Raw genomic sequence first — 13,901 nt, 5'->3', positions numbered from 1 at the left:
CGTTTGGTCGCGTGTTTTCGTAGGCTCTCTTCCGCGCCGCCCATCTCCCGAACGGCCTCCCATCGCTTTCGCTATGCGCTCGCCTGCCGAACGCCCTGCTGAGCGCGAATGCCCAAAATGACATCCACCAAGCCGACGTAAAAGCTCGCCTCTTCTCCCAGGGCCAAGAGGCGCATCCGGTAAGCCGTCAGCCATTCGAAACGCTCGGCCAAATAGCAGCGCGCCTCTTCGCGCATGCCCGATCGCAAAAGCACCGCCACGAGATCGAGCTCGATGGCAAGATGATCGGGGCACGAAGCGAATGGCTCGGGCAGCGTCAGGCCGAGCCGCTCGATCAACTCGCTCATGTAAAGAGCCGAATCGCCGCGGTACAAACCTTTCGCATGCGAAAAGGGAGCCTGGTTCGAAACGCTTTGAGACCATCGAACGTAAAGCGATTCGACCGGAACGGCAGACTCGGGCAACCCGCCTGCGAAATGGCGTGCTGCAAACTGCCGCTTCTCATCGAAACTCGGAGGAGCGAACAGGGCCCTCACCTCGCCGGCAGAGAGAAAATCCTGCAGCGGGCAGCGCCGGGCTGCGCGCTGAAACGCGCCGGTCGAACAACCGAACGTCTTCTCGTCCTGCATGGCGCGGCGCACTCCATCGAGAAAGCCCGACCAGGTCGCGCCTTTCGCGAGCGCTTGCCACTCGCGCTCATCGATTGGAGCGAAGCATTTCGACATGATCGAAAAGATGGCCTCGTCCTCAATCATCGCCCTTTTCTCCTTCCAAACCCTGCAGTGTATCGCTGTATCAACGTAATGTAGCGCTTACCCGTACCGATGCGTCTTTGATGCAAAGCAGTGCGGATTCGCTCGCCTTGACCTGCAGCATTCCCATGTTGCATGCAAGCGCATCCCGCTGCTGCTTCGACACCGCGTCGACGCTTCGCGCACGCCTATACGATGGTCGCCGTGGACACCACGCCCTGCGCGATGACTTGGTCGGCGATATCTTTCCAGTCGATGAACTTGATGGCTCCATTGGGGCACTGCTCTGCGCAGCGGCCGCACGAAATGCACTTCGTCGAAACGCCCGTTTCGGAATCGACGACCGGCATGTTCCACGGACAGGCCGCGTGGCACATGCCGCAGCCGATGCATACGTCCGCGTCGACCACGCGCGCGCCCGATTCCTCATCGCAGTAGATCGCGTGGACCGGGCAGTAGTTCATGCACTGGGGATCTTCGCATTGCTTGCAGCTCTCGATGGTGAACTGGCAGTTGTCGAAAACGCCGTCTTTGGTGTCGACGCCGTGACCGTAGTTATAGTTCGGCCACACGCGAACGCGCGCGATGCTCTGGCACACGCGACCGTCGTTTTTAAGCGTGCACATCATCTCGCAGCGCTGGCAGCCCGAGCAGCGGGCGCGATCGGTCACGATCATCTTGGTGGGCGTGGTGCGGATGGTGATGCGGCCCGAAGCGATCGACTCGGAGGTTACCCCCCATGTTGCAAGAACGCCTCCGACAACGAGGCCCGCAACGCCGCATCCGGCCATGGCGAGAACCTGACGGCGCGTCACCGTTTTCCGCGCGCGCTTCTCCGCGGCCTCGGTTTCGGTAACCGTCTCGGGCTCAGGTGCCTGCTGCGGTGAAACCTGATCGTGCAGATTGCTATCTGACATAGTCTCTTACTCCCCCTCACGTACTCGTCTGTGAGTGTCGTTTTCGTTGGTTCAACCCGCGTCCGCGGGTCCTTTTCCTCCCTTAAAACCCGTCCGCCTTCTCACACAACACTGCAGATTGTGCCTGCCCGTGCAAAACGGCATTACCCTCTTTAGGAGTAAAGTCGCAGATCAGAGGAATTACCCTCAAAGAGGGGATGTGCCGGGCATCCCCGGTCGCATACTCGCAAGCGACGATTTTTCGTCCATGCTGCCCAATATCTCGTTTGCTCCTCACACAACCAAGGACTCAAGAGATTTGGAGATATCAACATGGCTGACCAGAAATCGTATGGATGGGCCGGGAAGATCCTGCGCGTGAACCTGAGCACGGGATCCATCACCACCGAGCCGACCGATCCGTATAAGCTCTATATCGGGGGTATGGGCCTCGCCAACAAGATCATGTACGACGAAGTGCCCGCGGGCACCGATCCCTTGTCCCCGGAAAACAAGATCGTATTCGCCGTGGGACCCCTAACGGCATCAGGCGTGCCGCTGGCGGGTCGCACGACCATCTGCTCGCTCTCCACGTTCACCAAAGACCACCTGATCGTCGACGCGCACTGCGGCGGTATGATCGGCGCAAAGATCAAGCTCGCCGGATACGACGCGATCGTCGTGGAGGGGGCATCGGATCACCCGGTCTACCTCAACATAGTGAATGAAAAGGTAGAGATCAAAGATGCACGCGACGTGTGGGGCATGGGAACCCGCGAAGCCACCGAGGCGCTCTGCCGCAAGGAGAGCACCAAGGCATGCGTGGCAGCCATCGGACCCGCAGGAGAGAATCTCCTCCCCTACTCCTGCATCATCAACTCGCGCAACCACTCCGGTGGAGCGGGCGTCGGCGCGGTGATGGGGTCGAAGATGTGCAAAGCGCTCGTCGTCGAAGGAGATGGCTCGGTGAACGTTGCCGACCCGCAAGCGGTTGCCGATCTTTCCGATTACATGCTGCGCGAAATCATCGGATCGAACAACAACCACGTCGTACCCCAGACCCAGCAGGAATGGGCGGAATACTACGACAAAGGCTCACGCTGGTCCGCCCGCAAAGGCCTTACATGGGGCATCGCCGAAGGCGGCGCCATCGATGTGGGAGAGCCGAAGCCCGGCGAACTCAACACCGTGGGCTACCGCTGCATGAAATCGGTTTACGACCTCGGGGAGGTCGCCGAAAAGTACACGGTCAAGATGAACGGCTGCCACAGCTGCCCGATTCATTGCTACTCCGATCTGCGCATCGACCGCACGGGCGAACTCGGCGGCAAGGCGACCGCCGGCAACACATGTGCGGCAAACTTCCCCTTCAAATACATGAACGGCATCCTCGCAACCGACATCAAAGAGGACACCGAGTCGGGCATCCTCTGGAACACCATCATCGGCACGACCATCGACGAACTGGGCCTCTGGTGCAACTACGCGCAGCTTTGGCGCGATTTCGCCCACTGCATCAAGGCGGGCGTGTTCGACCGCGTGCTGCCCGAGGAAGAGAAGGCTCTGTTCGATTGGAACCGCATCTACGAGGATGATCCCACCATCATGGTCGAGGTTCTCAACAAGATCGCGCAGAACGATTCCGAGATCGCCTATCTCGCCTACGGACCCTACGTCTGGGCCGAGCGCTGGGACGATACCGACTGGTTCAACCAGAAGCCGAGCGCGCTCATCAACTACCGCGGCTGGCCCGTGCACCACGCAACCGAATGTTTCGGCCAAGTGGGCGGCGTTTACAACATGATGTTCAACCGCGATGACATGATCCACTCCGCCGTGAACTTCCAGGGATGCGGCCTGCCCTTCGAGCTCAAACAGCAGATAGCCGAAGAGGTCTGGGGCGGCGCCGACGCAATCGACCCCGACAAGAACTACACGCCCATGAACGATAGCAAGGCGAACTTCTGCTGGTGGTCGATCGTAACCGACGTGCTGCACGACTCGCTCACGCTGTGCAACTGGGTATGGCCGATGACCATGAGTCCCACCAAGCAGCGCGATTACCGCGGCGACCTCGATCTTGAAGCGAAATTCTACAAGGCTGTCACCGGCGAAGAGGTGACGACCGACGATCTGTACAAGGCCGGCGCCCGCATCATGACGCTGCAACGCGCCAACACCGTGCGCGGCATGACGAAGGCCGACGGCTCGATAGGCAACAACGACCTGCGCAACGACCACGATCGCATCACCGATTGGGTATTCGATCACGACCCCGATTTCGAACCCTTCACCGAGGGCACGATCAAAATCGATCGCGACGATTTCCAGACCGCGCTCACCATGGTGTACGGCAAATTCGGCTGGGACGAAACGCTTGGCTGCCCCACGGCCGAATGCCTTGAAGGCTACGGCATGACCGACGTGAAGGAAGACCTCGAATCGCTCGGGCTGCTGCCGTAAAGCGACCCGCCGAAATCCCCTTCTTGTGAAAAGCCCCCGTTGAACGGGGGCTTTTCCCTTAGAACAGGCTTGCCTCGAGCATCCCGCGCCCGCGCAGCGCCCGAACCCATTCGCTCGGTATGGCATCGTATCCGTATGCGATGCCCGCAAGACCACCCGCAACGGCGCCCACCGTATCGGAGTCATCGCCGAGATTGACCGCGGCGAGCACCGCATCCTCGAATCGATCCGTGACAGCCAAACACCACAGCGCCGCCTCGAGCGTATCGACCACGTAGCCGCTCGACCTGATCTCGTCGCGCGAAAGACAGGCGATGCACGACAGGCGATCGAACGGGGGCTTTGCCTCGGGTTCGACAACGCTTTCGATCGCCTCGGCGACGGATGCACCTGCAAGCAGCCTTTGTGCGATTCGCACGTAGATGACGCAGGCTCGTTTCGAGATTGCATGAGCATGCGTGATGGCGGATACCGCTTCGATCTGGCCGTCGGTCACCCCGTCTACGAAGGCGAGCGGCACGATGCGCATAAGCGAGCCGTTTCCGTTATCGCGTTCGCCATCGAGACCGCGTCCGCGATCGAGCGCGGCGGCCGTCGTGCGCCCGACGCCGAACGATTCACCGTCGGGCACGTATGCGCCATCGCGCAGCCAAGCACGGTACCGCTCGCGCATATCGTCGATGTCGATTCCCTTGCAGATGCGAATGCTGTTCGATGTGGCCAGCGTCAGGCTCGTATCGTCCGAAAACGTTCCCACGGGCTTATCGTAGGTTCCGCGCCCCGTCATTCCCTCGATGCGATACGTATCGCGCGCCTTGAACTCAGCCGGCACGCCGAGCGCATCGCCCACGGCAACGCCGTACACCGCATCCCGAACCGTTCGCCTGCCCAAAGACATGTCCCGCCTCCCGTTCGCTCGCCGGCAACGCAGCACCGGCTCCGCGCGGGCGCAGCGGGCCGTGCATCCAAGATCATATCATTGTCGGGCGTTTCGCAAAAAGCCCTTTCGCCGGCCGGGCGATCAGAGGTACATCCCCCGCTCGACCGCATGCCATTCAGCCAGCGATGCGGCATACGCGGGGTTGAGGTATTCCGTCGAATAGAAGAACACATCGCCGTTCGATGCCGCAGTGGTTTCGATATCGGGATAAGCGCCCGATTCCTTGATCGCCTCCCATGTCTCGACAATCTCCTCGTCGGTCATACTGAACGGTTCGTTTTTCAATCCGTCGATCGACATGGGGCGCGGGTAGGTTCTCGACTCGTCCCGAACGCATTCGACGAACGTGACGATGCGATCGTCCTCCCGTGCGAGAAACGCCCAATGCGCGTAGCGGTCGGTCATCACGTCTCTCGAGTACAGATAGTAGCTGCGCTTGCCAACGAGCACGGCCATGTCGTCGCATGCGATTTCATCGGTTTCGTCCGCGCCTTCGATCGGCACGAGCGTCAACTCCCCTTCGAGTTCAACGAGCTCGAAACCCTCGGGAACATCGAACCCGAGATCGTCGCCGCTATCGCCGCTGCAGTCGCTTTCGCCGTGCTCGCATTCGCCGCGGCCGCCTAAGTCGCCGTCGAGGCCTTCCCCCCTGCTCTCGGCACCAGCCTCGTCAAACCGAACCGAATCTTCGCCGTCTTCGCTTTCAGGAGCATCTTCGCCATCCTCGCCCGCAGCGCGCTCGCATGAAGCGGCGGCGATGGGCTGGGGCACGCCGACGGCACGGGTCGCCGTCCGATACGTCGTCGCAGGCTCTTCTGCCGACGCTTCATCCTTAGGCGAAGCACTGCGCTCCTCAAGGTAGTCGTACACGTACATCTCGAAATCCTCGGCGCTCAGGTGAGGGGGAACGACGCCGGCCTCTTCCCACTCGTCAGGCGCCGACAGACGCCCGTCGGCCGAACAGATGCGCACCGCTTCGAAAAGCGACGCGAGGGCATGATGCAGATCGGACTCTTCAAAGGCGGCGATTTCCTCAGGGGTGAAATCCTCTTCGCGAACCTGCTCCACACCTGCCGCATCCGCGCCTTCCTGCAGCACTGCAAACTCTTCTTCCATGGCAACCTACCCTGCTGCTCGTCCGAATTGCAATTCGATGCGCCCGTCGCGCAACGAGCAATGCTCTGTCATGATGCATCCGACGCCGCAGGTATCGCATGGCACGCGGCGGTCGAGCTCGTCGACATCCGCACCCTGGCGCATCAGATAATCGCCGACCAGAGCCCGTATCCCCTCAACGGCGAAGTACACGGTATGAATGCGATCCCACGGAACGCCGTCGAGGGCCTCTTTGATATCGTCGCCTGTCACGAAAAGCGCCTCGTCGAGCGTCTTTCCCTCGAGCATCGAGCACACCGTGCTCGCGCATGCCGTCATGGCAAGGCATCCGCGCGATTTGAACCCAACGCGCACAAACCGATCCTCGGCGGGATCGACGATGGCGAACAGGCGCATGGCAACTTCTCCGCGCTTCGATTTTCCCACCATGCATTGCGCGTTGAACCCTTCCGGCGCGCCGCTGTTGCTGAACGTCGCGACAACCGACAGGAGCTTGTCCGAATACCCCGTCGTCCCTATTTCGCTTTCGGTTTGATAGACGTCGGCGGTGCGAATGACCGCCCGCTCCTCGGGTTCGATATAGACGTTTCTTTCCGACACGTGCTCCTCGTTTCTCCGCTCGTTTCGATGTTCCCATGATGTCCGAACGCCAAAAACCACCATCCCCTCTTTGAGGATATTTTCACGTTTGCCCGTTTACTAAAGCGGCAACTACCTGTATAAACAGTTCAGCCACAACGTGGATGCGCGTCTGGTATAAAACCGAAAGCGCACTACAATGGATGTCTGCCGAGCCTTTTGGGGATGAGCATCGGCCCGCTGTGCCAAATGAAACGGGAGGAATTTTGGCAGAACGAGAGCAGGAAGAAACCATTCATCAGATTCCGGGCAAAAGCGGATTCGCCGACGTCTTCAAAGCCTATCTTCCGCTTTGGCCCTTCGTGCTCGGATTGGCATTCGCGCGTTCGGGCCTCATCGTAGCCAGCTACGGCAGCTATACGCAAACCGACGAAGGCGTATTCACCGATGGCGGCATGCTCATCGCGCTCGCCTTTCTGGGAATCTCCTGGATCATCTCGGCGGTGCGCAAAACCAAGTGCAGCAGAAAGCAGGTCGGCGCGCTCATGGCCGCAAGCACGGCGCTCGAAGCGGCGACGCTTGTCGGGCTGACCGCCATGGAGGTGCTCGGCATCCAGCATGACGGGATCAAGCTCGCGCTGTGCGCCGGGTGCACGCTGTTCGGCTCCCTTGCCCTGTACTACTGGCTTCGCAGGGCGCGCGGCTCGACAACCACCATCACCGCCGTATACGTGTTCGCCGCGCTGTTCCTCAGCGAGATAATCATCTACATCTGCGCTCTTTTGCCCCACGCGATCGCCTACACCGTCGGCGCCCTGTTCGTCGTCGCGCAGTATCCCTGCATCGTGGCATCGCGCAATCGGAGCAAGCTTCTTCTCGCTCCGCCCGATACGAAAGCGCACGACTACTTCGGATTTGCAAAATCGCTCGTATCCAACAAGCAGTTTCTCGCAGTCACCGGAATCGGCATCGGACTGCTCTCGATTGTGATCGGCCTGCTGCGCGGTTATCCCGACGGAGCCCCCATCGCATTTTCGACCGCGACGCGGGTCGCTTACATGCTGTTGACCATGGCCCTATCCGCAGCGATCATCGTGTTCGCGGTAAAGGGCAAGGGGCAGGTGATGACCGTCGGCATTTGGATTATCATGCAAACGCTTGCCTGCCTGGCCTTGGTCGCATATGCAGCGTTTCCCGAAAGCCTCGATATCGGTGCGGTGTTCACCACTACGCTCAACGCCATGATGGTCGGCTTCACCTGGTATGCCGTCGTCGCATTCATGAGCTACGGATGGCGAGATCCGTACTACTACGCCATCGCCTGCTGGCTTGTGTGGCTTGGCAGCAGGGCCGTCGCGCGCATCGTCCTGCTTGAGATCTACCCTCTCTCGGCAAACGACATGCTCGTCGGCACGCTTATGGGCGTGCTGGTGGTAATTTCCGCCCAATCGGTATTCGTCCAGTTCATCTACATTGCGAAACGCGAAAACGAAGACGAGCACGAGAAGATCACCTCGCGCCAAAGCGCCCTCGTCAAGATCATGGGACTCGATAGCAACGAAAGCCTTTCGGGCATGCGCCAGGCAACCATGCAGCACAACGCCGAGGAGATGGGCAGGCAGTTCCTGCTTTCCGAACGCGAGATCGAAGTGCTTTCCCTCTATGCGCTCGGCTTCACGCAGAAGCGCGTGGCCGACGAGCTCTACATCAGTCAGGGAACTGCGCACGCCCACATCAAGCGCATCTACGCGAAGACGGGCCTCCATTCGCGCCAGGAAATCCTCGACTATATGAAGCAGTACACATCGTAGAGAACCCACCGTCATGCGGTACTCGAGTATACTGGTCCTGTGTACGCGAGAACGCATCCGAAACGCAGCGGCCGAAGAGATCGGCCGAAATGCAATGAACGAGAAAAGGCCATCATGCAGCACTTCGACAGCGATTACATGGAGGGCGCGCACCCCGCGATCCTCGAAAAGCTCATGGAAACCAACGAGGAGAAAACGCCGGGCTACGGCACCGACGCCTATTGCGCACGAGCCCGTGCGCTGATTCGGGAAGCATGCGGGTGCCCCGAAGCCGAGGTGTTCTTCCTCGTAGGAGGTACGCAGACCAACGCAACGATCATCGATGCGCTGCTTCGCTCGACCCAGGGTGCTTTAGCGGCGGATACGGGGCATATCGCAACCCACGAAGCCGGCGCCATCGAGGCGAGCGGCCACAAGGTGATCACGATCCCCCATACGCTCGGCAAAATCGATGCGGAAGCGATCGATTCGTTCTGCACGACGTTTTACGCCGACGCCAACTACGAGCATATGGTGGAACCGGGCCTCGTGTACATCTCCCATCCTACCGAATACGGCACGATCTATTCGCTCTCGGAACTCAAAGCGGTCTCGGACGTTGCCCGCAAATTCAAGCTCCCGCTGTTTATGGACGGCGCGCGGCTCGGCTACGGACTCGCTGCAGAAGGCGCCGATCTCGCGCTTGCCGACATCGCCCGCCTTTGCGACGTATTCTACATCGGCGGTACGAAGGTTGGCGCACTGTTCGGCGAAGCGGTCGTCTTCACCAAGCCCGAGCTTGCAAAAGGCTTCTTCACGCTCATGAAGCAGCATGGCGCGCTGCTTGCGAAAGGGCGGCTGCTCGGCATCCAGTTCGAGACCCTGTTCACCGAAAACCGCTATCTCGACATTTCGCGACACGCCATCGACATGGCGATGAAACTCAAGGCGGCGCTCATCGATGCGGGGTACGCGCTCCATATCGACTCACCGACCAATCAGCAGTTCGTCGTGCTCGACAATGCAAAAATGGATGAACTGTCGAAGCAGGTGTCGTTCGGCTTCTGGGAGGCGCTCGATGCCAACCGAACCGTCGTCCGGTTCGCCACGAGCTGGGCAACGCGCGAAGAGGACGTCGATGCGCTCATCGAGCTTCTGTAGAACATCCGCTGATCACGCGAAACGCGGCAGGGAAAAACGTATCGGAAAGCTTCGCCACGCAGCCAAACCGCTAGCCCCGATACTCCTCCATGAGCGCCTTGAACGCGGGCATGGAATTGGCGATGGTCTCTTTGCTCACGCAATAACCGATGCGCACGTAGCCTGTGCACCCGAAGCTCGTCGACGGCACCAGTAGAAGCTCGTGCTCTTTAGCACGAGCAGCGAATGCCTGCTCGTCGGGCTCGAGAGCCTTTACCCACAGGTAAAACGCCCCTTGCGGCTCAACGTATTCGTAGCCGAGGCCGGCGAGTCCTTGGCACAGAAGCTCGCGGTTCTCGGCATATGCCGCAACGTCGGTCGGCACGTCCACGCACTTCTCGATGACCCCCTGGAAAAGCGACGGCGCGCACACGAACCCAAGCGCGCGACCCGCACCGCATATGGCAGCGTACGCGCGGTTCCATTCGGGCATCCGCTCCGAAACGTATATGTAGCCGATGCGCTCACCGGGCAGGCTGAGCGATTTCGAATACGAATAGCATACGATCGTGTTGTCGTAGAGCGCAGGAACATAGGGTACGTTTACACCCTCGTAGACGATCTCGCGATACGGCTCGTCGCAGATCAGGTAGATGACGCTGCCGAATTCCTCCTGCTTGACCCGCAGAACATCGGCCAAACCGCGCAGGTTTTCCTCGGAATACACCGAGCCCACCGGATTGTTAGGCGAATTGACGATGATGCCCTTCGTCTTGGGTGTGACGGCTGCCTCGATGGCGGCGAGATCCAGCTGGAAATCAAGCTCGCGCGCCATGACCTCGACGCACGTGCAATCCGCCGCCTCGATCCAAATGCGGTATTCGGGAAAGTACGGCGCAACCACGATGAACTCGTCACCTGCGTCGGCAACGGCGTTGATGGAAATGGCGAGCGAAGCCGCGGCTCCCGCTGTCATGTAAATGTTGGAGGAGGTCGCCTTCATGCCGAAGCGACGGTTGATCGAATCGGCAATCGCCGAGCGAACGCCTGGCGTTCCCTGTGCGGGAGTGTAGCCGTGAAGGGAGATGGGAGGCTCGTCAAGCAGCTCGACGATCGCCTGTTTAACGGCATCGGGAGCAGGAATGCTCGGGTTTCCTAAGCTGAAATCGAATACCTTGTCGGCACCGATCTCGGCTTTGCGCGCCAACCCGTAGGCGAATAGCTCGCGTATAGCCGACGGTTCGCTTCCCAGATCGTACATCTTCTCGTTCACCATGCGCTGCTCCTCTGCTCGTTTCATGCACTCGATAGAATACACAAGCGAGTCGCCCGCAACAAGACGGGCGACTCGTGCAACCGGTATTCGATTCGAAGAGGCGGGCTTTTGGGCTAGGGTAGGCTGCTTTGGTCCTCGATCGCATGCGCCTTCCCCCTCGCGCTCGCAAGCCCCGTTGCCCCGTTGCCCCGTTGCCCCGGAAATCCTACACTTCCAGGTTCTTGAAGGCATCGGGCACTTCTTTGTAGCCCTTCGATTTGATCGCTCCTATGATGAGCCCGATGACAAGCCAGGCGATGCCCACCACATAGGTCATGAACGCAAAGCCCGTGAACACGTACACGAGAATGGCAATGCCGATAGCTGGGCAGATAAGATACTTCATCACATCGCCGAACGTCTTACGCTGCTTCTCGCGAACGAAGAAGAACACGATTACGGCGATATTGATGAGGATGAACGACGAAAGCGCGCCGAAGTTCACGAACTCGGCGAGATCGCTCATGCGGTCCATGAGCGGCAGCGCGAGGCAGAGCGTAACTACGCCGAGGAACACAGCGGAAAACCACGGCGTTTGGTACTTCGGGTGCACCTTGCCGAACACGCGCGGGATCACGCCGTCGCGACCCATGGAGTACAAAAGGCGCGAAGACGCCATCTGCGCATTCATAATGTTCGCGATACCGACAGCCACGATGTTCACAACGAGCATGATCTTGTAGAACGGCTCACCGCCAACGATCATGACGGAGTCGAAAAATCCCATGTCAGGATCAGTGCTCGCCCAGTCGGGCTGGACGGCGGCGGCGATATAGGTTTGCGCCACGAACACCACGATGATGATGGACAGCGCGATCAGGATGCCGCGGCCGATGTTCTTCTCGGGCTCGTGCGTCTCTTCGGCAAGCGTCGACATGCCGTCGAAGCCGAGAAACGACAGCGCCGCGATGGAGATGCCTGCGGCTACAAAGTGCGCATCGACCTCGCCGGGCTGATAGATAGGAGCCATCGTGAAGCCGTTCGCACCGCCGTTCATAAGAAACATGGAACCGAGCGCAACGAATGCGATGACGGCAAGGATCTCGACCACGAAGATAACCCAGTCGACGCCACGGCTCATCTGGATGCCGCGAATGTTCGCAAACGTGTTGAACGCGATGAAGGCGACGCCCCACAGCCATGCCGGGCTGCCGGGAACAAGCGCCACGCCCCAGTTCATCACCATGACGATGAGCAGTCCCGGCACCAAAATATAGTCGAGCAGGATGAGCCAACCGGCGATGAAGCCCACATGCGGGTTGATGCCGCGTTGTACGTAGGAGTACACGGAACCCGCGATGGGGAATCGCTTGCTCATGCGCATGTAGCTCATAGCCGTGAACAAAATGGCGATGAAGCCGATGATGTACACAAGCGGCGTCATGCCATGGCTGTTCTGCTGAATGGCGCCGAAAATCGACTGCGGGGCTATGATGACCATGAACAAAACGCCGTACAACACGACGTCCCACAGGCCCATGCCGCGGCGAAGCTCTTGCTTGTAGCCGAATTGCTCTATGTTCTCACCGCGCGCCGCACCGGCTGCTTGAGTCGAAGTCGCCGATGATTTCTTTTCTTCCATTGTCTTTTCTTCCTTCATTGATCGGAATGGTTTACGGCTGCGGAACCAGCGGCGGGAACTGCGGCAGCTTCGGCGTGCCGAGCCGCAAGCTCAGCTGCACCTCGCATGGCTTGCATCCCTGGTTGATCTCCACGTCGCTTTGGATCGACATGTACATGTACGTTTCGACGGGATCCCAACCGGTGACGCCCATCAAAAGCCGCTGCATTTCCTTGCTCGCGTTGACGAGCGCCTCGTTGTACTCCTGCGCGCTCGCGTTTACATACCAGCTGTCACGCGTTTCGAGTACGGGCCAGTTGAGCTCGAATCCCTTAACGAGCGATACCTTGACCGTGATTTCCGCTGGAATCTCGATACCCGTGCCGCACAGCTCGGCGTCGCCCATTGCGGCATGCACATCGCCCATCTGCAGAAGCGCGCCGGGAACCCGTACGGGAAAATACAGGCGCACGCCTTTCGTGATGAGCTTGTTGTCCATATTGCCACCGTGGCTTCCCACGTAGCCGTCGATGACGTCTTCGCCGTCGGGTGCCGTGCCGATGACCCCGATCATCGGATCTATGGGGAATTTCACACCGTTGAAATCCGCCATGCCATCAGAGATCTTGATCTTCTTGGTACGGTAGCCCGTTGTCTCGAACAACGGTCCGCAATGGTCGTCGGTCGCCACGGTGCCCTCATCGGCGACCTGAATATCGTAGATGTCCACGACGAGCACATCGCCTGCCTCGGCACCTTCGATGAACACCGGACCGGCAGCCGGGTTCGCAACGTCGTAACCGTAATCCAAATCGTTCATGGTGATATCTTCCCCGGTTATCTTGTTGGAGAAGCAATCGAGCGTTTTGAACTTCAGCACTTCGCCTGGCTGCACGGTCTCGCACGGCTCGTTGTCCTTCGAGAACGCGTACACCTGGTTTTCGATCGTCTTCATGGTACCTCACCTCCTTGCTTATCTATTACTATGCCGGACATATTCTACCCTCGCAGAGAAGTTTGGGACAACAAGAAAGTCAATCCGATTCGCCCATCCGCGGAAATGCGTGGATGCAGCGCAAAAAAGCGGCGCCTCCTTGCGCGCAACAGCCGACGAGGGGATCTTCGCCTCGCAGAAATGGGCGGGGGTCCAAACTGAGCAAAAATCATCGAAGTGTTACGTTTTGAAGGCCATCGACGCCCCACAACCGGCTTGCTTCCTGTCAGCATGAAGCGTTTCCCCAGTTCAAAATATATAATATGCTCCATTAGTCGGTAGGACGCGATGCCAAACGCAACACATCGGCAAAAAGCGTGCACCACCACCCCCGAGGGAGGGATGAGGACGAAAA

General features: G+C 59.4%; 11 protein-coding genes. 3 read left to right on the top strand and 8 right to left on the bottom strand.

Annotation, left to right across the window (positions count from 1 at the left end):
• Window positions 1–71: 71 nt before the first annotated feature.
• Together C1719_RS01795 and C1719_RS01790 are read right to left on the bottom strand one after the other, a co-directional pair.
• Window positions 72–755 carry a molecular chaperone TorD family protein gene (locus C1719_RS01795; RefSeq protein WP_180963420.1) on the bottom strand — a complete coding sequence of 228 codons (684 nt, stop codon included), beginning with the start codon at window positions 753–755 and terminating at the stop codon, window positions 72–74.
• A 185-nt stretch (window positions 756–940) separates the two neighbouring features.
• Window positions 941–1,669 (bottom strand): ferredoxin-like protein, encoded by a 729-nt coding sequence (locus C1719_RS01790; RefSeq protein ID WP_102373529.1) that lies wholly within the window; start codon window positions 1,667–1,669, stop codon window positions 941–943.
• A 312-nt stretch (window positions 1,670–1,981) separates the two neighbouring features.
• Here C1719_RS01790 and C1719_RS01785 point away from each other — a divergent pair, with 312 nt between their 5' ends.
• Window positions 1,982–4,111, top strand: a complete 2,130-nt coding sequence (locus C1719_RS01785) for an aldehyde ferredoxin oxidoreductase (RefSeq protein WP_102373528.1) — start codon at window positions 1,982–1,984, stop codon at window positions 4,109–4,111.
• Between the two features lie 58 nt (window positions 4,112–4,169).
• Here C1719_RS01785 and C1719_RS01780 read toward each other — a convergent pair whose 3' ends face one another.
• The 3 genes from C1719_RS01780 to C1719_RS01770 all read right to left on the bottom strand — a co-directional run bounded on the left by C1719_RS01780 (window position 4,170) and on the right by C1719_RS01770 (window position 6,767).
• Window positions 4,170–5,009 (bottom strand): ADP-ribosylglycohydrolase family protein, encoded by an 840-nt coding sequence (locus tag C1719_RS01780; protein ID WP_102373527.1) that lies wholly within the window; start codon window positions 5,007–5,009, stop codon window positions 4,170–4,172.
• 123 nt (window positions 5,010–5,132) lie between these two features.
• A complete protein-coding gene (locus C1719_RS01775) occupies window positions 5,133–6,167 on the bottom strand; it encodes a hypothetical protein (protein WP_102373526.1) in 1,035 nt (344 codons plus the stop codon).
• A gap of 6 nt (window positions 6,168–6,173) precedes the next feature.
• Window positions 6,174–6,767, bottom strand: coding sequence for an iron-sulfur cluster assembly scaffold protein (locus C1719_RS01770; RefSeq protein WP_245874247.1), 594 nt, complete (start codon window positions 6,765–6,767; stop codon window positions 6,174–6,176).
• 245 nt (window positions 6,768–7,012) lie between these two features.
• On the opposite strand from C1719_RS01770, the gene C1719_RS01765 reads away from it, so the two are divergent.
• Together C1719_RS01765 and C1719_RS01760 are read left to right on the top strand one after the other, a co-directional pair.
• A complete protein-coding gene (locus tag C1719_RS01765; protein WP_245874246.1) occupies window positions 7,013–8,557 on the top strand; it encodes a helix-turn-helix transcriptional regulator in 1,545 nt (514 codons plus the stop codon).
• A gap of 114 nt (window positions 8,558–8,671) precedes the next feature.
• Entirely contained in the window at window positions 8,672–9,697 is a 1,026-nt protein-coding gene (locus C1719_RS01760; protein ID WP_102373523.1) for a threonine aldolase family protein, read from the top strand.
• A gap of 70 nt (window positions 9,698–9,767) precedes the next feature.
• Here the strand turns inward: C1719_RS01760 and C1719_RS01755 are convergent, their stop codons facing one another.
• The 3 genes from C1719_RS01755 to C1719_RS01745 all read right to left on the bottom strand — a co-directional run bounded on the left by C1719_RS01755 (window position 9,768) and on the right by C1719_RS01745 (window position 13,507).
• Window positions 9,768–10,952: a pyridoxal phosphate-dependent aminotransferase gene (locus tag C1719_RS01755; RefSeq protein ID WP_102373522.1), complete on the bottom strand. Its 1,185-nt coding sequence runs from the start codon at window positions 10,950–10,952 to the stop codon at window positions 9,768–9,770.
• 205 nt (window positions 10,953–11,157) lie between these two features.
• A complete protein-coding gene (locus C1719_RS01750) occupies window positions 11,158–12,573 on the bottom strand; it encodes an APC family permease (protein WP_102373521.1) in 1,416 nt (471 codons plus the stop codon).
• Window positions 12,574–12,604: 31 nt separating this feature from the next.
• Window positions 12,605–13,507 carry an acetamidase/formamidase family protein gene (locus tag C1719_RS01745; protein WP_102373520.1) on the bottom strand — a complete coding sequence of 301 codons (903 nt, stop codon included), beginning with the start codon at window positions 13,505–13,507 and terminating at the stop codon, window positions 12,605–12,607.
• Window positions 13,508–13,901 lie beyond the last annotated feature (394 nt).

The organism is Raoultibacter massiliensis (assembly GCF_900199545.1).
Lineage (GTDB): Bacteria > Actinomycetota > Coriobacteriia > Coriobacteriales > Eggerthellaceae > Raoultibacter > Raoultibacter massiliensis.
This window is presented reverse-complemented; position numbering and strand designations above follow the sequence as displayed.

Excerpts from the sequence above, each read along its gene's own strand:
- C1719_RS01795 (WP_180963420.1), bottom strand. The coding sequence starts at position 755 with ATGATTGAGGACGAGGCCATCTTTTCGATCATGTCGAAATGCTTCGCT.
- C1719_RS01790 (WP_102373529.1), bottom strand. The coding sequence starts at position 1,669 with ATGTCAGATAGCAATCTGCACGATCAGGTTTCACCGCAGCAGGCACCT.
- C1719_RS01785 (WP_102373528.1), top strand. The coding sequence starts at position 1,982 with ATGGCTGACCAGAAATCGTATGGATGGGCCGGGAAGATCCTGCGCGTG.
- C1719_RS01780 (WP_102373527.1), bottom strand. The coding sequence starts at position 5,009 with ATGTCTTTGGGCAGGCGAACGGTTCGGGATGCGGTGTACGGCGTTGCC.
- C1719_RS01775 (WP_102373526.1), bottom strand. The coding sequence starts at position 6,167 with ATGGAAGAAGAGTTTGCAGTGCTGCAGGAAGGCGCGGATGCGGCAGGT.
- C1719_RS01760 (WP_102373523.1), top strand. The coding sequence starts at position 8,672 with ATGCAGCACTTCGACAGCGATTACATGGAGGGCGCGCACCCCGCGATC.
- C1719_RS01755 (WP_102373522.1), bottom strand. The coding sequence starts at position 10,952 with ATGGTGAACGAGAAGATGTACGATCTGGGAAGCGAACCGTCGGCTATA.
- C1719_RS01750 (WP_102373521.1), bottom strand. The coding sequence starts at position 12,573 with ATGGAAGAAAAGAAATCATCGGCGACTTCGACTCAAGCAGCCGGTGCG.
- C1719_RS01745 (WP_102373520.1), bottom strand. The coding sequence starts at position 13,507 with ATGAAGACGATCGAAAACCAGGTGTACGCGTTCTCGAAGGACAACGAG.